This window comes from Agromyces protaetiae (assembly GCF_004135405.1).
GTDB lineage: Bacteria > Actinomycetota > Actinomycetes > Actinomycetales > Microbacteriaceae > Agromyces > Agromyces protaetiae.
The window spans coordinates 107,948-125,580 of sequence record NZ_CP035491.1 but is presented as its reverse complement, the minus strand read 5'-3'; the positions used below and the strand labels follow the sequence as shown (position 1 = coordinate 125,580).

Genomic DNA, 17,633 nt, shown 5'->3' with positions numbered 1-17,633 from the left:
GTCAGCCGCGCGTCAGCCGCGCAGGTCGACGCCCTTCGGCTCCTTGACGAGCGAGACGCCGATGAACGAGACCACCGCGGCGATCGCGATGTACACGCCGATCGTCCACGACTTGCCGGTCGCGTTCATGAGCGCCTCGGCGATCATGGGCGCGAACGCACCGCCGAGGATGGCGCCGAGCGCGTAGCCGATCGAGACGCCCGAGTAGCGCACCTTCGCGGGGAACATCTCGGCGTAGAGCGCCGCCTGCGGGCCGTACGAGAGGCCGAGGCCGATCGTCATGACGAAGAGCGCGACGAAGTACCAGACGATGTTCCCCGTGTCGATGAGGAACCACATCGGCACCGCCCAGAGCGCGAGGAGGCCGTAGCCGAGCTGGAAGGTGCGCACACGGCCGAGGGTGTCGGAGATGCGACCGCCGAGGAGCGTGAACGCGAGCCAGCCGAACGACGCGAGGGTCGTCGCGAGGAGCACGGTCGGGCGGTCCATCTTGAGGACGGTCACGGCGTAGGTCGAGAAGAACGCGATGAGGAGGTACCCGGCGGCGTTATTGCCGATGAAGATGATCGCCGTGAGCACGACCTGCTTGGTGTTGTGGCGGAAGAGCTGGCCGAGGGGAGCCGACGACTCCTTCTTGCGCTGCTGGAGGTCCTTGAAGACGGGGCTCTCGTCGACCGCGCGGCGGATGAGGTAGCCGACGAAGATGAGCACGATCGACAGCAGGAACGGCACGCGCCAGCCCCACTCGAGGAACGCCTCGGGCGACATCGACGACGTGAGGACCCAGAGGGTCGCGGTCGCGAGGATCATGCCGACGGGCACGCCGATCTGCGGGTACGCGCCGAAGTAGCCGCGGCGCTTCGTGGGGGCGTGCTCGACGGCCATGAGGGCTGCGCCGCCCCACTCGCCGCCCGCCGAGAAGCCCTGCAGGATGCGGAGGGTGATGAGGAGGACGGGCGCGGCGATGCCGATCGCGGCATACGTCGGCAGGAGGCCGATGAGCGCCGTCGAGAGGCCCATCATGATGAGCGTGAAGACGAGCATCTTCTTGCGGCCGAGCTTGTCGCCGAGGTGGCCCGCGACGATCGCGCCGAGCGGGCGGAAGAGGAACGAGATGCCGATCGTCGCGAACGAGAGCACCTGGGCGAGGCCGGGGGAGGACTCGGCGACGGGCGCCAGGAAGAGCGGGGCGAGCACGAGGCCGGCGGCCTGTGCGTAGATGAAGAAGTCGTACCACTCGATCGAGGTGCCGACGAGCGTCGAGGCGAGGACCTTGCGCTCCTCGCTCGGCATGCGTGTCGGGGTACCGGTTTCTTCGGCAGCGGTCGTGGTCATGTCGTTGAACTCCGTTGTTCGTGCGGTGGCCGCAGGTGAGGATGCCCCACAATAACCGAACGAACGGTCAGTTGGGAAGTTTTTTCTTGACGGATGCCCCGGGCCGCTGCCTTCAGACGGGGTCGACCCCGTTCCAGAGCTCGTCGAATGCGATGCTGTCGTAGAAGGCGACGCCGTCGACGATCCTCCCGTCGGCGATCGTGAGGAACCACGCGTAGGTGTTCTCGTACACGGTGCCCGCGACGGAGGTGCCGTGGCCGTCCCACACGACGGCAACGGTGTCGCCGTCGGCGAGGATGCTTCGGATGCGCACCGGACGGAAGGGCGTGTCGTGCGGGAAACGGCGACCGAACGGTTCGAGGACCTGGCCGATGAAGGATGCCGCGTCGGGGTACTTCTTCGACGCGGCGGAGCGACCGACGATCTCCCACGTCATCTCGGGCGCGAAGAGGCTCGAGATGTAGGCGGTGCCGTCCATCCAGCGCGCGAAGGCGGCTTCGACGAGCGCACGGTTCGCCCCGACGTCGTTCGGCATCGTCTGCTCCTCAGATTCCGCGCACGCGGTTGTTGCGCGCGTCGTGGGTGAGCTCGGCGAGGCCGAGTGCCTCGAGGAGCGGCGGCAGGTACATGCCGAACCGTCCGCGGTAGCCGTTCCGCAGGCCGTACCAGCCACCGGCGGGGTTGCCGGGGTCGCGGCCCCACGCCTCGACGCTGCCGTCGGGGGCGGGCTTCTGCTCGTCTGCTGCGCCGAGCGGCACCCAGTCGCCCTGCTCGAGGAGCCACGCGTGCAGGTCGTCGATCGACCGCAGCAGGTAGCGGAGCTTCGTCGAGCCGACCTGGCAGACGAGCTCGGGCGGGTCGGATGCCTCGTCGCGGCACATCGTGTACGCGCTGGATCCCGGCGCCGTGGTCAGCTGCCAGGGATCGTCTTTCGTGCCCGAGCCGGTCATCGTCGCCCCCGCCGTCTGCCGCCGATCGCTGTCGTCACGAGCGTAGCCCGGTGGATGCCACGACGAAACGTGAGGGGGCGGTTCGGCACGGTGCGGGGTCTCCGCGACCGTGCCGAACCGCCCCCTCACTGGACGAGGCGGGGAGGGTGCCGGGTCAGGCGCCGACGAGGGGCGCGGTCGCGCGGGTCGCGGACGAGACATCCGCCGCCTTCGCCCGCCGGCCGCGCACGATGGCCGTGATGCCGAGGATCACGAGCCACGCGCTCCAGAGGATGTAGCCGACGAAGTTGGCCTGGTCGGCGAAGGGCACGTCGAGCGGCACGAGCACACCCGTGACGATGAGGGCGGCCGAGACGAAGCCGAGGATGCCGGTGAGGCGGCCGATGACGCCCGCGCGGCGGAGGGCGATGACGGCGAGCACGGTCCACGCGGTCGTGAGGAGGTAGCCGAAGGTCTCGCCGATGGTCTGGCCGAGCACCGAGTTCAGGGTCGAGAAGGTCGAGAGGAGCGCTTCGCGCTCGGTGCCGGATGACCCGGGGAGGGCGTTCGCGAGGAACGGCACGATGAGCGGCCAGCGCAGGAGCCCGAGGACCTGCACAGCGGCGGCGGCGACGCCCGTGATCGCGGCGGCGGTGCCGATGCGGCCGGCCGGGAAGTGGCGGTTCAGTCGGAGGGCGATGGGGGCGAGCATCGCGGCGCCCGCGGCGAGGAGGGCGAACGTGCCGCCGATGACGACGGGGTTCGCGGCGAATCGCCCGAGGACTTCGTCGGAGGGGCGCTGCAGGATGTCGGGGTAGTCGAACGCGGTGCCGAGCACCGTGAAGGCGACGTTGACGACGACGGCGCTCGCGATGAGCAGGATGCCGGTGAGGGTCGTGCCCTTCAGAGTAGTGGTCTTGTTCATGGTCTTTCGCTTTCTCTGTACGGTGTCCAGCGTTTGCTGATGAGGCAATGTTGTACGGTGTACAGTGAAACGTCAAGAGGTGGGTCGAAGAAGTTCCGGAAAAGGTGGACGAATGGCTGAAGGACCACGACGACGCGGCCCCGAACGGGCCTTCACCGATGAGCAGATCGTCGGCGTCGCACTCGACCTGCTCGACGAGCACGGCCCCGACGCGCTCTCGGTGCGGCGCATTGCCGCCAAGATGGGCCTCGCGCCCAACGCGATCTACACGTACTTCCCCGACAAGCAGGCGATCCTGCGCGCTGTCGTCGACCGGATCGTCGGCGAGCGCGACACGCAGATCCTGAACGACACGGATGCCCCGTGGCGCGAGCGCATCGTGCGGGTCTCCCTCGACATCCGCACGAGGCTCCTCGCCCACCCGGGGTCGGCCCTGCTCTTCATGAGCGCCCCCATCGACGGCCCCAACTCCCTCGCCCTCGGCGAGGGGCTCCTCGGCGCGCTCGCCGAAGCCGGCCTCGACGCCGCCGACGCGGCCCGCGCGTCGTATGCGGTCATCGTGTACGTGCTCGGATCCGTCGCGCTCGAGGCATCCGAACTCGACCCGACCGTGCCGCTGCCCGCCGAGGCCGACCGCATCGCCGAGCGCCGCGGCGCCTTCGCCGCAGTGCCCGCCGAATGGTTTCCGCGCACCGCAGCCGTGACCGACGTCATGGCCGCCTACATCGGCACCGAGCAGTTCACGTGGGGGCTCGAACGGCTGCTCGACGGGTTCGCCGCGCGGGGTCGCTAGGCTGCCGCCATGGCGGTCCTCTTCTCGGTCATCACGCTCGTCGCGGTCGTCGCCGCGCTCGTCGACATCATCACGCGCGACGACTGGCAGGTGAAGCACCTGCCCAAGATCGCGTGGGTGCTGCTCGTCGTGTTCCTGCCGCTCGTGGGCGTCATCCTGTGGTTCGCCCTCGGCCGCGAGTGGAACCTGCCCGAACGCGCCCCGCGGCCGGCCCGCACGCAGCGCGGCTACGGCGCGTCCGTGCACGCCGGGAACCTGCCCGTCGTCCCGCGCGACACCCGCACGACCGAGGAGCAGCTCGCCGACCTCGACCGTGAGATCGAGTACTACAAGAAGCGCGCCGAACTGGAGGCGCTCAAGAAGGACGCCGACGGCGAGGGCGCGTCCGCCTGAGCGCGCTCACCCGAACCTCCGCGGGTCGAGGAACTCCGCGTCGGTGAAGGATGCCTCGCCCGCGATCGCTTGCGCGACGAGCTCGCCGAGCGCCGACGCATGCTTGAACGAGTGGCCCGAGCACCCGCCGCCGACGAACACGCGCGGGTCGCGGGTCGCCCCGACGACGAACTGCCCGTCGGGCGTGTGCGTCATGATGCACGTCGTCGCGGCCGACGGCCAGGGCTCGACGTCGGGGAAGGTCGCGGCCACGAGGTCGGCGATGAGTTCGAACTCCTCGGGGCGGATCTCGCGGTCGATCGCGTCGGGGTCGTCGGCGTCGAACGGCCCGTCGAACTCGGGGCCGACCTTGACGTCGAACGCGGGGCTCAGCCCGTCGCCCGCGAACGCGCCGTGCCCCCAGATCCAGGTGTCGCGTCCCGGCACGCTGCGGATGAACACGGGCAACCGGTCGAGGTCGGCGGAGTGCCCGCCGCGCGCTCGGAACCAGGTCATCACGACCCGGTGCGGCGTGAGCGGCACGCCGGGCAGGAAGCGCCCGATCCACGGGCCCGCCGTCACGGCGACCTGCCGCACGCGGAACACCGAGGCATCCGTCCGCATCGTGACGCCGTCGGCATCGGACTCGACCGCCGTCACGCGCGTGCCCGTGACGATGCGCGCGCCCGCGGCGCGGGCCGCGTCGACGGCCGCGACGATCGCCGCCTCGGGTCGCAGGATGCCCGCCTCGGGATCCCAGACGCCGATGTCGCCCGGCTCGAGCCGCGCGTGCCCGGGGAAGCGATTCGCGATCTCGGAGGCGTCGAGCCGCTCGACGGGCAGATCATGCGAGACGGCTGCGGCCAGGGTGCCCTCGACGATGTGCGAATCGGGCGGCCCGATCATGAGCCCGCCGGTCTCGAGGAAGAGCGACTGACCGCCGGATGCCTCGAGCTCGCGCCAGAGGTCGCGGGCACGCCGCGCGATGGGCGTGAGCCCGGGATGCTCGAGGCACGCGACCCGGAACAGCCGAGTCGCTCCCGTCGACCCGCCCCACGCGTGGCCCGGCTCGAACTGCTCGAACCCGATGACATCCAGCCCCCGCGCGGCGAGCCGCCAGGCCGCGCTCGATCCGATCGCACCGAGGCCGATCACGGCGACGTCGGCGTCGAAGCGGTCGGGGTCGAAGACGGCGGGGGTCATCCTCACATTCTCGCCGGTTAGGCTCGAACCCCGTGAGCCTCATCCGCCTGAACGACGTCGGCATCGAGTACGACGGGCGACCCGTTCTGAAAGAGGCGTTCCTGAAGCTCCGTCGGGGCGACCGCATCGGCCTCATCGGCAAGAACGGCACGGGCAAGACGAGCTTCCTCGAGGTCGTCCTCGGTCGCCGAGAGCCGAGCTCGGGCACGGTGGATGTCACGCAGGGCACCACGATCGGCTACTTCTCGCAGTTCTCCGAGCTCGACGGCGAGCGGAGCGTCCACGAGATCCTCCGCGGCCACTTCACCGAGGTGCACGCGACCCAGGCGCGCATCGACGAGATCGGCGCGGCGTTCGCAGACCCGATGTCGGATGCCGCGATGACGAAGCTCCTCGCCGAGCAGGGCGCGCTCTTCGAGCGCATGGACGCGATCGGCGGGTGGACGTACGAGACGACGATCGACACCGTGCTCACGCGCCTCGGTTTCGACGAGGAGCGCCGGCACCTGCCCGTCGACCGGCTGTCGGGCGGATGGCGCAACCGCGCCGCGCTCGCGCTGATCCTCGTGCAAGCGCCCGACGTGCTCCTCCTCGACGAGCCCACGAACTTCCTCGACCTCGACGGCGTCCGCTGGATCGAGAACTGGCTCGCGGGCTTCGCGGGCGCCGTGCTCGTCGTCTCGCACGACCGGCAGTTCCTCGACGGCGTCGTCACGCGCATCGTCGAGATCGAGAACTACCGCCTGCAGGAGTACGAGGGCGGGTACTCGGAGTACGTGCACGCGAAGCAGTCGCGGCTCAAGATGCTCGAGCGCCAGTTCGCCCATGAGGAGGAACTGCTGGCGTACGAGCAGGCCGCGGCAGCGGCCCGCCGCGAGGCATCCCGCAACCCCTCGAACGCCGTCGCGCGTCGCCTCGCCGACATCAAGAAGCGCCAGGCGCCGCGGCCGATCGACCAGATCATCACGTCGATCTACGACGAGCTCAAGGTCTCGAACGACCTGCTCACGGTCACGGGGCTCGCGAAGGGCTTCGGCGGCGCGCCGCTCTTCGAGAACGTGTCGTTCGACCTGCAGCGCGGCGACCGCGTCGCCGTCATCGGGTCGAACGGATCGGGCAAGTCGACTCTCCTCGACGTGCTGACGGGCGAGACCGAGCCCGATGCGGGCAGCGTGCGGTGGGCGAAGGGCGCGCGGTTCGTCTCGTACAACCGCGTCTACGCCGAGCTCGACCTCACCGACACCGTCGGGCACGCCGTCAACGCCTACCCCGACTCGCTCGCCTTCACGGCGACGAAGAAGAGCGTCGGGCGCTTCCTCGCGATGCTGCAGTTCTCCGAGGCCGACCTGCAGCAGAAGATCGGCACCCTTTCGGGCGGGCAGAAGGCGCGCGTCGCGATCGCCCAGTGCCTGCTCTCGGGCGCGGCCGTCATCGTGCTCGACGAGCCCACGAACCATCTCGACCTCACGAGCACCCAGGTCATGGAGCGCGCGCTCACGCACTTCCCGGGCGCGATCGTCGTCGTGTCGCACGACCGGTTCTTCGTCGACAAGCTCGCCGACCGGCTGCTCGTGTTCGAGGGCGCGGGGGTCGTGCGCGAGACGGCGGCGACGGGGGCGCTGTAGCCGTTCGCCCGTTGTCCGGCCCGCCTGCCGGGGAGTAGCCTGCCCCTGTCCCCGGCGGAACGAGTTCCCCATGGCGAAAGACGCACTCGACCCGGCCGAGCCCGTCACGTTCGCCGGCGGTGTGCTCGACCGCTATCGGCACGTGTGCGCGTTCTGGACCGGCCCCGACGAGGCGCAGGCCGTGCTCGACGCGTTCGCGCAGCAGGGCCTCGACGGCGGCGATCGCCTGCTGTACTTCGTAGATCCAGCCGAGTCCGCCGCGCCCGTGAACCGCCTGCGGCACCTCGGCTACGATTCGGCCGGGCTCCTCTCCGAGCGGCGGTTCGAGGTGCGCACGTGGGAGGAGACGTACCTCCGAGGCGGGAGTTTCGACCCCGACGCGATGCTCGACGAGCTCGAGCGCGTGCTCGTCGACCGGGCGGCGCCGCGCATCCGTCTCGTCGCCGACATGGGGTGGGCGAACGGCAGCGACGCTGGCGGCGCACCCGTCGGCGATGATCTCATCGAGTTCGAGGCGAGGGCGAACTTCATCCACGCCAAGCACCGGCACGTCGTCATCTGCGGCTACGACGCGTCGCGGTTCGACGGGGCGTTCGTCGTCGACATCCTGCGCACGCACCCCATCGTGTTCATCGGCGGGATGCTCCACGAGAACCCGTTCTTCGCGCCGCCGCGCGACTTCCTCGCCGAGCGCGAGCCGCACGCATGACCGACGGCGGGGTCGACGCCGGCCGTTGGGCGCGCGACCTCGGCGCCCTCCTCGCGCTGCCCGCCATGTGGGTCGACCACGAGGCACCCGAGATCGTGTCGGGACTCTTGAGCGTGCTCGTCGGGGTGCTCGACCTCGACGGCGCGTACGCGCGGTTCGACGAGGTCGAGGCCTGGCGGCCGTCGGGTCCCGAGCCGTCCGCCGAACTCGCCGTCGCGCTCGAGGCGGGGGACTCGACCGGCGCGGGCATCACGACGACCGAGGTCGATCTCGACGAGCACGGCCGGTACCGCGTCGCGCGCGTGCCCATCGCACTCCCCTGGGAGTCGGGCCTCGTCGTCGTCTCGGCGGCACGCGACGAGTTCCCGACCCCCACCGAGACTCACCTCCTGCGGGTCGCGGTCGGGCAGGCTGCGATCGCGAACCACACGGCGCGCCGGCTCGCGCGCGAGCGCGCGGCACGCGTGATCGCCGAGGAGACCCTCGAACGTCAGACGGCCGTGCTCCGGGCGCTCGCCGAGGAGACGGGGCCGTCGCTGCAGGCGGCGGTACGGAGCATCCGGGATGCCTCGCGGCTGGTCGCCGAGGGCGAGGCGCTGCCGCGCGAGGCATCGCCTGAGCCGTCGGCCCCGACGCCCCGCGCGGCCGCCGCGGCCGACGGCGGCCACGAGGCATCCGGCCGTGCTTTGACGGCTCTGCCGCTCTCGCGCCGCGAGGCCGAGGTGCTGGGTCTGCTCGCGCAAGGCCTCAGCAACAAGGAGATCGCGGCCGTCATGTGGCTCTCGGATCGCACGGTCGAGCGCCACATCACGAGCCTCTACCGCAAGATCGGCGTCGCGCGGCGGAGCGAGGCGACGGCGTTCGCGCTGCGGCACGGCGTGATCTGATTGGGGGATTCCCCTCACCTGCGGAGCGCACGGCGTGCGATTGGCGGATGTCCCCGACGCGGGGTTTCTCGCGGGCGACGACCATCTCGGGCATGACCGACACCGCTGCCTCCACCGACATCCGCCCCTTCACCGTCGCGATCCCGCAGGCCGACCTCGACGACCTCCTGCGCCGCTTGCGCGAGACCCGCTGGCCCGACCCCGAACTGACCCCCGACCCCTCGCAGGGGGTGCAGCTCGAGGTCGTGAAGGCGCTCGCCGACTACTGGGCGAACGAGCACGACTGGCGCAAGGTCGAAGCGCGCCTGAACGCCGTGCCGCAGTTCCTCACCGAGATCGACGGCGTCGACATCCACTTCATCCACGTGAAGTCGAAGCACGAGGGCGCGCTGCCCGTCATCGTCACGCACGGCTGGCCGGGCTCGATCATCGAGCAGCTGAAGATCATCGGGCCGCTCACCGACCCCACCGCGTTCGGCGGGAGCGCCGACGACGCGTTCGACGTCGTCATCCCGTCGCTGCCCGGGCATGGCTTCTCGGCGAAGCCCGAGGAGCTCGGCTGGGACCCGATCCGCATCGCGAAGGCGTGGATCGAGCTCATGCGCCGCCTCGGCTACGACCGGTACGTCGCACAGGGCGGCGACTGGGGCAACGCCGTGACCGAGCAGATGGCGCTCCTCGAACCCGAGGGCTTGCTCGGCATCCACACGAACATGGCCGCGACCGTGCCGCCGTCGATCCAGCAGGCGCTCGACGACGGCGACCCGGCTCCCGCCGACCTGACGCCCGAAGAGCAGGGCGCGTGGGATCAGCTCGCGTTCTTCTACGCCCACGGCCTCGGCTACGCGCAGGAGATGGCGGGCCGCCCGCAGACCCTCTACGGGCTCGTCGACTCGCCCGTCGGCCTCGCCGCGTGGATGCTCGATCACGACTCGCGCAGCTACGACCTCATCGCGCGCGTCTTCGCGGGCGTGCCCGAGGGGCTCTCGAAGGACGACATCCTCGACAACGTCACGCTGTACTGGGTGACGAACACTGCGGTGTCGTCGGCGAGGCTCTACTGGGAGTCGAAGCTGCCGTTCTTCGCGCCCAAGGGCGTGCGGATCCCGACCGCGGTGAGCGTCTTCCCCGACGAGATCTATGCGGCGCCGCGCACGTGGGCGGCCGAGGCGTACCCCAACCTCATCCACTTCAACCGGCTCGACCGCGGCGGGCACTTCGCCGCGTGGGAGCAGCCCGAGCTCTTCACCCAGGAGCTGCGGGCGGCGTTCCGGCCGTTGCGATGAAGTCCTTCGAGACCCGCCAGGTCGACGCCGGCGCGTTGCGCGTCGGCGTCGCCGAGGCGGGACCCGCCGACGGCCCGGCGGTGCTGCTGCTGCACGGCTGGCCCTACGACATCCACAGCTATCTGGATGTCTCGGAGTCGCTCGCCGCGTCGGGGCACCGCGTGATCGTGCCGCACCTCCGCGGATACGGCACGACGCGGTTCCTCGACGACGGCGCGCCGCGCAACGGCCAACAGGCCGCGCTCGCGCTTGACGCGCTTTCGCTCTTGGATGCCCTCGGCGTCGACCGGGCCGTCGTCGGCGGATTCGACTGGGGTGCCCGCACGGCCGCGATCGTCGCGGCACTCCACCCCGAGCGCGTCGCGGGACTCGTGTCGGTGAGCGGGTACCTCATCGGCTCGCGAGCGGCGAACCGCGCGCCGCTCCCGCCCGCCGCCGAGCTGTCGTGGTGGTACCAGTTCTACTTCGCGACCGACCGCGGCCGCGACGGGTACGCGCAGCACCGCGACGAGTTCGCGAAGCTCATCTGGCGCACGGCGTCGCCCGAATGGCAGTTCGACGATGCGACGTTCGCCCGCTCCGCGACATCCTTCGACAATCCCGACCACGTCGAGATCGTCGTGCACAACTACCGGTGGCGACTGGGGCTCGCCGACGGCGAGCCGCAGTACGACGACACCGAACGCCTGCTCGCGGCAGGCCCGCCCGTCGCCGTGCCGACGATCACGCTCGAGGGCGACGCGAACGGCGCCCCGCACCCGCCGCCCGCCGCCTATAAGGGGAAGTTCACCGGACCCTATGAGCACCGAACCGTCTCGGGCGGCGTCGGCCATAACCTGCCGCAGGAGGCGCCGCACGCGTTCGCCGACGCGATCGTCGACGTCGCACGGCTCGGGAACTGACCGCCCCGCCCCCTCGCCCCCGCCCGCCGCCCCGCCGCCCGCCGAGGTCGCGCAAATGGTCTTCACTCGCTCGGAATGACGACCATTTGCGCGACTTCGGCGTGAGGGAAGAGGGAAGGGGGGAAACGGGAGGCGGCGGTCAGGAGAGGTCGGCTCTGCCGTTACTCGTTGTCGCCGCCCGTCGCGGCCGTCGCGCTGACGCCGGCCGAGACATCCGACAGCCCGCGCGCGTCGGGCCACACCCAATCGCGGATGTCCGCGGGATCCTCGCCGTGGAGGCGCGCGTAGCGGCGCGCCTCCATGCGCCGGTCGTCGAGCTTCTGCCGCAGCAGCGCAGCGCGCGAGCCGAGCGACGGCACGCGGTCGATGACATCCATCACGAGGTGGAACCGATCGAGGTCGTTCAGCATCGCCATGTCGAACGGCGTCGTCGTCGTGCCCTCCTCCTTGTACCCGCGCACGTGCAGGTTGTTGTGCCCGTTGCGGCGGTACGTGAGGCGATGGATGAGCCACGGGTAACCGTGATACGCGAAGATGACGGGCTTGTCGGTCGTGAAGAGCTGGTCGTACTCGAGGTCGGTCATGCCGTGCGGGTGCTCCTCCGACGGCTGCAGGCGCATGAGGTCGACGATGTTGACCATCCGCACCTTGAGGCCCGGCAGCTCGGTGCGGATGATGTCGATCGCGGCGAGCGCCTCGAGCGTCGGCACGTCGCCGCACGCGGCGATGACGACGTCGGGCTCCTCGCCCGTCGGCACGTTCGACGCGAACTCCCAGATGCCCGCGCCGCGCGTGCAGTGGAAGATCGCCTCGTCCATCGTGAGCCACGACGCCTGCGGCTGCTTGCCCGCGACGACGACGTTGACGTAGTCGCGCGAGCGCAGGCAGTGGTCGTAGACGCTGAGGAGCGTGTTGGCATCCGGCGGCAGGTACACCCGCACGACCTCGGCCTTCTTGTTGACGACATGGTCGATGAACCCCGGATCCTGGTGGGAGAACCCGTTGTGGTCCTGTCGCCACACATGGCTCGACAGCAGGTAGTTGAGCGACGCGATCGGGCGGCGCCACTCGATCTCGCGCGAGATCTTGAGCCACTTCGCGTGCTGGTTGAACATCGAGTCGACGATGTGGATGAACGCCTCGTACGACGTGAACAGGCCGTGCCGGCCGGTCAGCAGATACCCTTCGAGCCATCCTTGGCACTGATGCTCCGAGAGCATCTCGACGACCTGGCCGCGCTTGCCCAAGTGTTCGTCGTCGCTGTCGAGGGCTGCGTTCCACGCCTTGTCGGTCACGTCGAGCACCGCTTGGATGCGGTTGGAGGCGAGCTCGTCGGGCGCGAACACGCGGAAGTTGTCGAGGTTCGCTGCCATCACCGCCTTGAGCCACGTGCCGAGCACGCGCGTCGCCTCGACGGGCGACGAGCCGGGCGTCGGCACGTCGACGCCGAAATCGCGGAAGTCGGGGAGGGTGAGGTCGCGCAGCAGGATCCCGCCGTTCGCATGCGGCGTCGCGCTCATGCGGAGGTCGCCCGGCGGCGTGATCGCCGTCACCTCGGCGACGGGGGCGCCGTCCTCGTCGAAGAGCTCCTCGGGTCGGTACGAGCGGAGCCACCCGTCGAGCACCTGCAGGTGCGCCTCGGTGTCGCGCGCCGAGGCAAGTGGCACTTGGTGGGCTCGCCACGAGTTCTCGGTGCGCTTGCCGTCGATCTCGGGCGGGCACGTCCACCCCTTGGGTGTGCGCAACACGATCATGGGCCACATGGGACGGTCCATGTCGGGGTCCTCCGCAGCCGCGGCCTTGATCTCGGCGATCTCGTCGAGCGCTTCATCGAGGAGCGCCGCGAACCGGCGGTGGATGGACTCGTCGCCCTCGTCGTCGAAGCCCGCGACGAACACATAGGGCTTGTGCCCGTATCCCTGCATGAGGTGGACGAGCTCCTCGTCGGAGATGCGCGCGAGCACCGTCGGGTTCGCGATCTTGTACCCGTTCAAGTGCAGGATCGGCAGCACGACGCCGTCGGTCGCGGGGTCGATGAACTTGTTCGAGTGCCAGCTCGTCGCGAGCGGGCCCGTCTCGGCCTCGCCGTCGCCGACGATCGCCGCGACGAGGAGGTCGGGGTTGTCGAACGCGGCGCCGTAGGCGTGGCTCAGAGCATAGCCGAGTTCGCCGCCCTCGTGGATCGACCCCGGCGTCTCGGGGGCGACGTGCGACGGGATGCCGCCAGGGAACGAGAACTGCGTGAACAGGCGCTTCAAGCCCGCTTCGTCGTAGGAGAGGTCGTGGTACGTCGTCGTGTAGGTGCCGTCGAGGAAGGATGCCGCGACGAGCCCCGGCCCGCCGTGCCCCGGCCCGATGATGTACATCGTCGGCTGCTTGCGCCTGAGGATCGCGCGATTCAGATGCGCGTAGACGAAGTTGAGTCCCGGCGTCGTGCCCCAGTGGCCGACGAGCCTCGGCTTCACGTGATCGCCCGTGAGCGGCTCGCGGAGGAGCGGATTGTCGAGCAGGTAGATCTGGCCGACGCTCAGGTAGTTGGCGGTGCGCCACCAGAGGTCGATCGAGTGGATGTCGTCATCGCGGGCTTCCTCGCCCGCTCGGGTCCACGGCGTCGCAGTCGTTTCGGTGATTCCCCTCACGTTCGAAGCATGGCACCGTGCAGGGGTGCTGCAACAGAGGAAACCTCAGGTGCGCGGCGCGTTCACGAGAGCGCGATCAGCAGGCTCAGCACGGCCAACACCGTCACGACGGGCGTCATCGTGTACCGCTCGGGCTTGCTGCGCGAGATCGCGTTCATGAGGATGCCGAGCACGAAGTACCCGAACACGACCCACATGCCGACCGTCGACACGAGGTCGGGCACGACGTCGATCGCGCCGACCCGGTCGAGCGCGAGGAGCGCGATGGCCGCGTAGACGAGGATCGACACGAAGCTGCCGACGCGGAGCTTCGCAGGCAGCACGCGATGCTGCCCGCCCCACGCGAAACGGCCGAGCGGCGCGCCGAAGACGAGGGCGAGCTGGAAGACGGCGAGCAGGGCGAGGATGACGACGAACGCGATCGCGGATGCCACGACGGCGAGCCTATCGGGACGGCGGGCGCCGAGGCATCCGCCATTTCAGATGCCCGCGCCCGCCGCCTCGAGTTCGGCGATGACGATCTTCTTCTGCCCGAGCACGACCTGCAGTTGCTCGGGCGTTCTCGTGAGGTCGCCCATGTTCTCGGGGATGATCTGCCAGCTGAGGCCGAACCGGTCTTTGCACCAGCCGCACTGCTCGGCTTCGGGCACATGCGAGAGCTTCGCCCAGTAGTCGTCGAGCTCGGCCTGGTCTTTCGCGAGCACGACGAACGAGATCGCCTCGGTGAAGGTGAAGTACGGGCCGCCGTCGATGCAGACGAAGTCGACCCCGTTCAACGTGAACTGCCCGTTGAGGATCTTGCCCGCCATGCCCGACAGGTGCTTCTCGTCGGAGTCGGCGGGGTACTCGGTGATCGACCCGATGTGCGAGTTCGGGAACACGCTCACGTAGTACTCCATCGCCTCGCGTGCGTCGGAGTCGAACCACAGGCTCGGTTGGATGCGGGCGAGCTCGGCCATCGGTACCCCTCGTTCGGATGTCTCTGGGTCACCCTACGCGCGTCACTCGCCGTCGGGCCACGGGCAGATGCACACCTTGTTGCCGGCGCGATCGGCGAGGATCCATACGTCGTCCGACTCATGAACGAGACGCCCGCCCGCCGCGAGAGCCGCCGCGAGGCGCCCCTCGGCCTCTTCGCGCGGCAGCGAGACGTCGATGTGCATCGCGTGGCGCAGTGCTTTCTCGGTCGGGAGGTGCTGCATCCACACGGCCGACCCGACGCCGATCGGGTCGACGAGCGTGTCGCCCGAGTCGGCGCCCGTGTCGTCGTACCCGAGCGCCGCTCGCCAGAACCCGAGATCGGCATCGTCGGGCTTCGCCGCGATCGCGAACTGCACCTCGCGCACGGCCGAGCGATCGGCGGATGCGCCGAGCCCGCGCCCGACCTCCGACACCGCCTGCGCGAGCGCCTGATGCTCTGGCTCGAGCTCGTACACGTCGCGCGTCAGGCGCACGGTCAGGCGGGCACCCGCGATCGTGAGCAGGCCGCCTGCCGACTCGAACCCGGGAACGCCGACGATCGCCGCGGCGAGGGCGGCGGCATCCGCCATCGACGCCGTGCGGAAGACCGCAGTCGCCCCGCCGTGCAGCACCACCCAGTCCGCCCGGTCGCGTGCCGCGAGGAAGTCGGCCCAGCCTTGCTTGCTCATGGAAGAAGGGTGGCACCTGCCGGTGACATCCTGATCGTTCAGGCGCCGTCGCGCCGTCGACTCATGACGATCGACGCGATGGTCGCGCCGATCACGACGACGGCGGCGATGAGGATCCCGACGTTCGCGAAGCCAGGGCCCTGCTCGCCGATGTTGAACCCCATCGCCCCGATGAGGAGGGCCATCGCCGTGACGGTAGCGATGCCCGAGAACGGCGTCGTGTACCACCAGGGTTCGCCACGTCGAGAGTCATCCGTCATGGGCTCACGCTAACGGGTCGGGAGGAGATGCAGCACGATGAACTTCATGACTGCGCCCTTCGGTCCTTACCCGAGATCGATGGGCGGTTGCGGTGCCGGTGCTTCGGGGATGCCCACGCGCACGATGCGCTCTACCATCCGGATCGCCCGATCGGGGAGGGCTTCACCGGCGTAGAAGCCCTCGGCCCGGGCGATTCGCGCGGAGCTTCATGGCGAGGAGTGCGTCTGCGGGAGCGACCTCGATGATGATGTCGCCGTCGTTGAAGATCGTCTGCCATGCGATGCGAGTCGCGCCGTACTCGGGGATGAAGCCGACGGCTGCGTTGTTGAGCCAATCGGGCGTCCACTGCTGCGCGTCGGCAACGCGTGCGGATGCCCGTTCGATCGTCTCGTGCGTACCGATGAAGTGTGCGTCGATGTCGACGGTGACGCCGCGGTCGAAGTACCGGAGCGAGAGCGCGGCGCCGCCGATGATCCGGATGCCTCCGCGCTCGCCGGATTCGCGAAGTTCGGCGATGAGGAGACGAAGGGCCTCGATCAGCCGATCGCGGTCGAAGAGCGTCGCATCGTCGAACCGTCTCATACGCTGCGGAGGGTGTCTTCGTCGATGAGTACGCGACGACGGGCGAATGCATCGGGGACATGATCGGGGTCGGGCGCGAGGGTGTACGGCCCGGTGCCGAACACCCACGAACGAGTGAGGAACCGCGAGTCTGCGTTCGCCCAGTCGGGGAGGGGAAGCCCTTCGGCGGTGAGGTGGTATTCGACGAGTCCGCCGATCGCGGCGTCCCACTGCTTCGACCCCGTCGGCTCAGGCTCGGTGATCGCGAGTGCGAACCGGACGGCGCCGTGTTCGGCACTCAGATTGTCGTTGAGCTGGAGGAACCGCCGGAGGGCGAGGTTGGGCCGACCGTACGACAGGTCGCCGCGGATCTCTGCGGCGACGGTCGAGACATCCGCTCGAAGCGTCGGGACTGCGATCAGGCGATGCCCGGCCGCGCCGAGCGCGCGCTCGACGGTCTCGAACGACGGATTCTGCCGCTCGCCCTCGATGAGGGAGATGTGCGACTGGCTCAATCGGGCGCGTCGGCCGAGGCCGTCTTGCGTCAATCGCCGATTGCGGCGGGCGGTGCGGATGAGGGTACCGGCGCTCATGACATCGCCTCCAATCATTCGATCAGTTGAATTCTATCTGGCGATCCTGTCCACCACCAGAGCACCATGAACCACATGACCGCCACTCCCGCGCTCACTCTGAACAACGGCGCCACGATGCCGGCCCTCGGGCTCGGCGTGTACCAGACCCCGCCCGACATCACGGCCGACGTCGTCGAGACGGCGCTCGCCATCGGGTACCGGCACATCGACACGGCCGCGGCGTACCGCAACGAGGAGGGCGTCGGCGAGGGCATTCGCCGGTCGGGCCTCGACCGCGACGACGTCTTCATCGAGACGAAGGTGTGGATCAGCGACTTCGGCTACGACGAGACGCTGCACGCGTTCGAGAAGAGCGTCGGCAAGCTCGGCGTCGATCGGCTCGACCTGCTGATCCTCCACCAGCCGTTGCCGTCGCGGTTCGACCTCACGGTCGGCGCGTACCGAGCGCTCGAGCAGCTCCTCGCCGACGGCCGCGTGCGTGCCATCGGCGTGAGCAACTTCCTGGCGCAGCATCTCGAGGAGCTCGCGGCCGAGACATCCGTCGTTCCTGCGGTCAATCAGATCGAGCTGCACCCCTACTTCCAGCAGCGCGCGGTGCAAGAGGCGGATGCCGCGGCAGGCACGATCACCCAGGCATGGTCGCCGATCGGCGGCATCACGGCCTACTGGAAGCGCGGCGCGACCGTCTTCGATGACCCCGTGCTCGGGGCGATCGGCGACGCGCACGGCAAGACGCGCGCCCAGGTCATGCTGCGGTGGCATCTGCAGCAGGGGCGTCAGGCGATCCCGAAGTCGGTGCGACCCGAGCGGCTGCGCGAGAACTTCGACGTGTTCGACTTCGAGTTGAGCGACGACGAGCTCGCCGCGATCGACGGCCTCGAGACGGGTCAGCGGCGCGGGCCGCACCCGCGGCTCGTCACGCTCGAAGGCTTCGCGCGCGCGATCCCCGAACCATGACAAC

The 17,633-nt window shown here is 69.7% G+C and carries 20 protein-coding genes; 8 read left to right on the top strand and 12 right to left on the bottom strand.

The annotated features are described in order from the left end of the window. Window positions 1–12: 12 nt before the first annotated feature. From ET445_RS00600 to ET445_RS00585, 4 genes are all read right to left on the bottom strand, one after another. Window positions 13–1,335: an MFS transporter gene (locus ET445_RS00600; RefSeq protein ID WP_129187883.1), complete on the bottom strand. Its 1,323-nt coding sequence runs from the start codon at window positions 1,333–1,335 to the stop codon at window positions 13–15. Between the two features lie 112 nt (window positions 1,336–1,447). Beyond that, the gene (locus ET445_RS00595; RefSeq protein WP_129187881.1) at window positions 1,448–1,870 is read right to left on the bottom strand and encodes a nuclear transport factor 2 family protein; all 423 of its coding nucleotides are present in this window, start codon (window positions 1,868–1,870) and stop codon (window positions 1,448–1,450) included. Between the two features lie 10 nt (window positions 1,871–1,880). Continuing rightward, window positions 1,881–2,285 carry a DUF6855 family protein gene (locus ET445_RS00590; RefSeq protein WP_129187879.1) on the bottom strand — a complete coding sequence of 135 codons (405 nt, stop codon included), beginning with the start codon at window positions 2,283–2,285 and terminating at the stop codon, window positions 1,881–1,883. A gap of 154 nt (window positions 2,286–2,439) precedes the next feature. After that, entirely contained in the window at window positions 2,440–3,189 is a 750-nt protein-coding gene (locus tag ET445_RS00585) for a DUF4386 family protein (protein WP_129187876.1), read from the bottom strand. A 112-nt stretch (window positions 3,190–3,301) separates the two neighbouring features. Between ET445_RS00585 and ET445_RS00580 the strand changes: the two genes are divergently transcribed. Both ET445_RS00580 and ET445_RS00575 read left to right on the top strand, forming a co-directional pair. After that, window positions 3,302–3,982, top strand: a complete 681-nt coding sequence (locus ET445_RS00580) for a TetR/AcrR family transcriptional regulator (RefSeq protein ID WP_129187874.1) — start codon at window positions 3,302–3,304, stop codon at window positions 3,980–3,982. Between the two features lie 9 nt (window positions 3,983–3,991). Next, on the top strand, window positions 3,992–4,375 hold the full coding sequence (locus ET445_RS00575) for a PLDc N-terminal domain-containing protein (RefSeq protein ID WP_129187872.1): 384 nt from the start codon (window positions 3,992–3,994) through the stop codon (window positions 4,373–4,375). Between the two features lie 6 nt (window positions 4,376–4,381). Here ET445_RS00575 and solA read toward each other — a convergent pair whose 3' ends face one another. After that, entirely contained in the window at window positions 4,382–5,557 is a 1,176-nt protein-coding gene (gene solA, locus ET445_RS00570; RefSeq protein WP_129187870.1) for an N-methyl-L-tryptophan oxidase, read from the bottom strand. Window positions 5,558–5,589: 32 nt separating this feature from the next. Here solA and ET445_RS00565 point away from each other — a divergent pair, with 32 nt between their 5' ends. The 5 genes from ET445_RS00565 (at window position 5,590) to ET445_RS00545 (ending at window position 10,966) form a co-directional block, all read left to right on the top strand. After that, window positions 5,590–7,182, top strand: coding sequence for an ABC-F family ATP-binding cassette domain-containing protein (locus ET445_RS00565; RefSeq protein ID WP_129187868.1), 1,593 nt, complete (start codon window positions 5,590–5,592; stop codon window positions 7,180–7,182). 70 nt (window positions 7,183–7,252) lie between these two features. Continuing rightward, the gene (locus tag ET445_RS00560) at window positions 7,253–7,891 is read left to right on the top strand and encodes an MEDS domain-containing protein (RefSeq protein ID WP_129187866.1); all 639 of its coding nucleotides are present in this window, start codon (window positions 7,253–7,255) and stop codon (window positions 7,889–7,891) included. Continuing rightward, window positions 7,888–8,778, top strand: a complete 891-nt coding sequence (locus ET445_RS00555; RefSeq protein WP_129187864.1) for a helix-turn-helix transcriptional regulator — start codon at window positions 7,888–7,890, stop codon at window positions 8,776–8,778. The genes ET445_RS00560 and ET445_RS00555 overlap by 4 nt, the downstream gene beginning before the upstream one ends. A gap of 92 nt (window positions 8,779–8,870) precedes the next feature. Further along, the gene (locus ET445_RS00550; RefSeq protein ID WP_129187862.1) at window positions 8,871–10,064 is read left to right on the top strand and encodes an epoxide hydrolase family protein; all 1,194 of its coding nucleotides are present in this window, start codon (window positions 8,871–8,873) and stop codon (window positions 10,062–10,064) included. Then, window positions 10,061–10,966, top strand: a complete 906-nt coding sequence (locus ET445_RS00545; protein WP_129187860.1) for an alpha/beta fold hydrolase — start codon at window positions 10,061–10,063, stop codon at window positions 10,964–10,966. Before ET445_RS00550 ends, ET445_RS00545 begins: the two co-directional genes overlap by 4 nt. A gap of 161 nt (window positions 10,967–11,127) precedes the next feature. On the opposite strand, the gene ET445_RS00540 is transcribed toward ET445_RS00545, so the two are convergent. The 7 genes from ET445_RS00540 to ET445_RS00510 all read right to left on the bottom strand — a co-directional run bounded on the left by ET445_RS00540 (window position 11,128) and on the right by ET445_RS00510 (window position 16,669). Then, window positions 11,128–13,596 (bottom strand): phosphoketolase family protein, encoded by a 2,469-nt coding sequence (locus ET445_RS00540; RefSeq protein ID WP_129192338.1) that lies wholly within the window; start codon window positions 13,594–13,596, stop codon window positions 11,128–11,130. Window positions 13,597–13,667: 71 nt separating this feature from the next. After that, the gene (locus tag ET445_RS00535) at window positions 13,668–14,039 is read right to left on the bottom strand and encodes a hypothetical protein (RefSeq protein WP_129187858.1); all 372 of its coding nucleotides are present in this window, start codon (window positions 14,037–14,039) and stop codon (window positions 13,668–13,670) included. A gap of 45 nt (window positions 14,040–14,084) precedes the next feature. Next, window positions 14,085–14,564, bottom strand: coding sequence for a VOC family protein (locus tag ET445_RS00530; protein ID WP_129187856.1), 480 nt, complete (start codon window positions 14,562–14,564; stop codon window positions 14,085–14,087). Window positions 14,565–14,606: 42 nt separating this feature from the next. Then, window positions 14,607–15,254 carry a VOC family protein gene (locus tag ET445_RS00525; RefSeq protein WP_129187854.1) on the bottom strand — a complete coding sequence of 216 codons (648 nt, stop codon included), beginning with the start codon at window positions 15,252–15,254 and terminating at the stop codon, window positions 14,607–14,609. Window positions 15,255–15,292: 38 nt separating this feature from the next. Next, window positions 15,293–15,514 carry a hypothetical protein gene (locus tag ET445_RS00520; RefSeq protein ID WP_129187852.1) on the bottom strand — a complete coding sequence of 74 codons (222 nt, stop codon included), beginning with the start codon at window positions 15,512–15,514 and terminating at the stop codon, window positions 15,293–15,295. A 163-nt stretch (window positions 15,515–15,677) separates the two neighbouring features. Further along, on the bottom strand, window positions 15,678–16,097 hold the full coding sequence (locus ET445_RS00515; protein ID WP_129187850.1) for a hypothetical protein: 420 nt from the start codon (window positions 16,095–16,097) through the stop codon (window positions 15,678–15,680). After that, on the bottom strand, window positions 16,094–16,669 hold the full coding sequence (locus ET445_RS00510) for a helix-turn-helix domain-containing protein (protein ID WP_129187848.1): 576 nt from the start codon (window positions 16,667–16,669) through the stop codon (window positions 16,094–16,096). Before ET445_RS00510 ends, ET445_RS00515 begins: the two co-directional genes overlap by 4 nt. 75 nt (window positions 16,670–16,744) lie before the next feature. On the opposite strand from ET445_RS00510, the gene ET445_RS00505 reads away from it, so the two are divergent. Further along, on the top strand, window positions 16,745–17,629 hold the full coding sequence (locus tag ET445_RS00505) for an aldo/keto reductase (RefSeq protein ID WP_208008486.1): 885 nt from the start codon (window positions 16,745–16,747) through the stop codon (window positions 17,627–17,629). Window positions 17,630–17,633 lie beyond the last annotated feature (4 nt).

Bases quoted from the DNA above. Each gene is read 5' to 3' on its own strand.
- ET445_RS00600 (WP_129187883.1), bottom strand. From the start codon at position 1,335: ATGACCACGACCGCTGCCGAAGAAACCGGTACCCCGACACGCATGCCG.
- ET445_RS00595 (WP_129187881.1), bottom strand. From the start codon at position 1,870: ATGCCGAACGACGTCGGGGCGAACCGTGCGCTCGTCGAAGCCGCCTTC.
- ET445_RS00590 (WP_129187879.1), bottom strand. From the start codon at position 2,285: ATGACCGGCTCGGGCACGAAAGACGATCCCTGGCAGCTGACCACGGCG.
- ET445_RS00585 (WP_129187876.1), bottom strand. From the start codon at position 3,189: ATGAACAAGACCACTACTCTGAAGGGCACGACCCTCACCGGCATCCTG.
- ET445_RS00580 (WP_129187874.1), top strand. From the start codon at position 3,302: ATGGCTGAAGGACCACGACGACGCGGCCCCGAACGGGCCTTCACCGAT.
- ET445_RS00575 (WP_129187872.1), top strand. From the start codon at position 3,992: ATGGCGGTCCTCTTCTCGGTCATCACGCTCGTCGCGGTCGTCGCCGCG.
- solA (WP_129187870.1), bottom strand. From the start codon at position 5,557: ATGACCCCCGCCGTCTTCGACCCCGACCGCTTCGACGCCGACGTCGCC.
- ET445_RS00560 (WP_129187866.1), top strand. From the start codon at position 7,253: ATGGCGAAAGACGCACTCGACCCGGCCGAGCCCGTCACGTTCGCCGGC.
- ET445_RS00555 (WP_129187864.1), top strand. From the start codon at position 7,888: ATGACCGACGGCGGGGTCGACGCCGGCCGTTGGGCGCGCGACCTCGGC.
- ET445_RS00550 (WP_129187862.1), top strand. From the start codon at position 8,871: ATGACCGACACCGCTGCCTCCACCGACATCCGCCCCTTCACCGTCGCG.
- ET445_RS00545 (WP_129187860.1), top strand. From the start codon at position 10,061: ATGAAGTCCTTCGAGACCCGCCAGGTCGACGCCGGCGCGTTGCGCGTC.
- ET445_RS00530 (WP_129187856.1), bottom strand. From the start codon at position 14,564: ATGGCCGAGCTCGCCCGCATCCAACCGAGCCTGTGGTTCGACTCCGAC.
- ET445_RS00525 (WP_129187854.1), bottom strand. From the start codon at position 15,254: ATGAGCAAGCAAGGCTGGGCCGACTTCCTCGCGGCACGCGACCGGGCG.
- ET445_RS00520 (WP_129187852.1), bottom strand. From the start codon at position 15,514: ATGACGGATGACTCTCGACGTGGCGAACCCTGGTGGTACACGACGCCG.
- ET445_RS00515 (WP_129187850.1), bottom strand. From the start codon at position 16,097: ATGAGACGGTTCGACGATGCGACGCTCTTCGACCGCGATCGGCTGATC.
- ET445_RS00510 (WP_129187848.1), bottom strand. From the start codon at position 16,669: ATGAGCGCCGGTACCCTCATCCGCACCGCCCGCCGCAATCGGCGATTG.
- ET445_RS00505 (WP_208008486.1), top strand. From the start codon at position 16,745: ATGACCGCCACTCCCGCGCTCACTCTGAACAACGGCGCCACGATGCCG.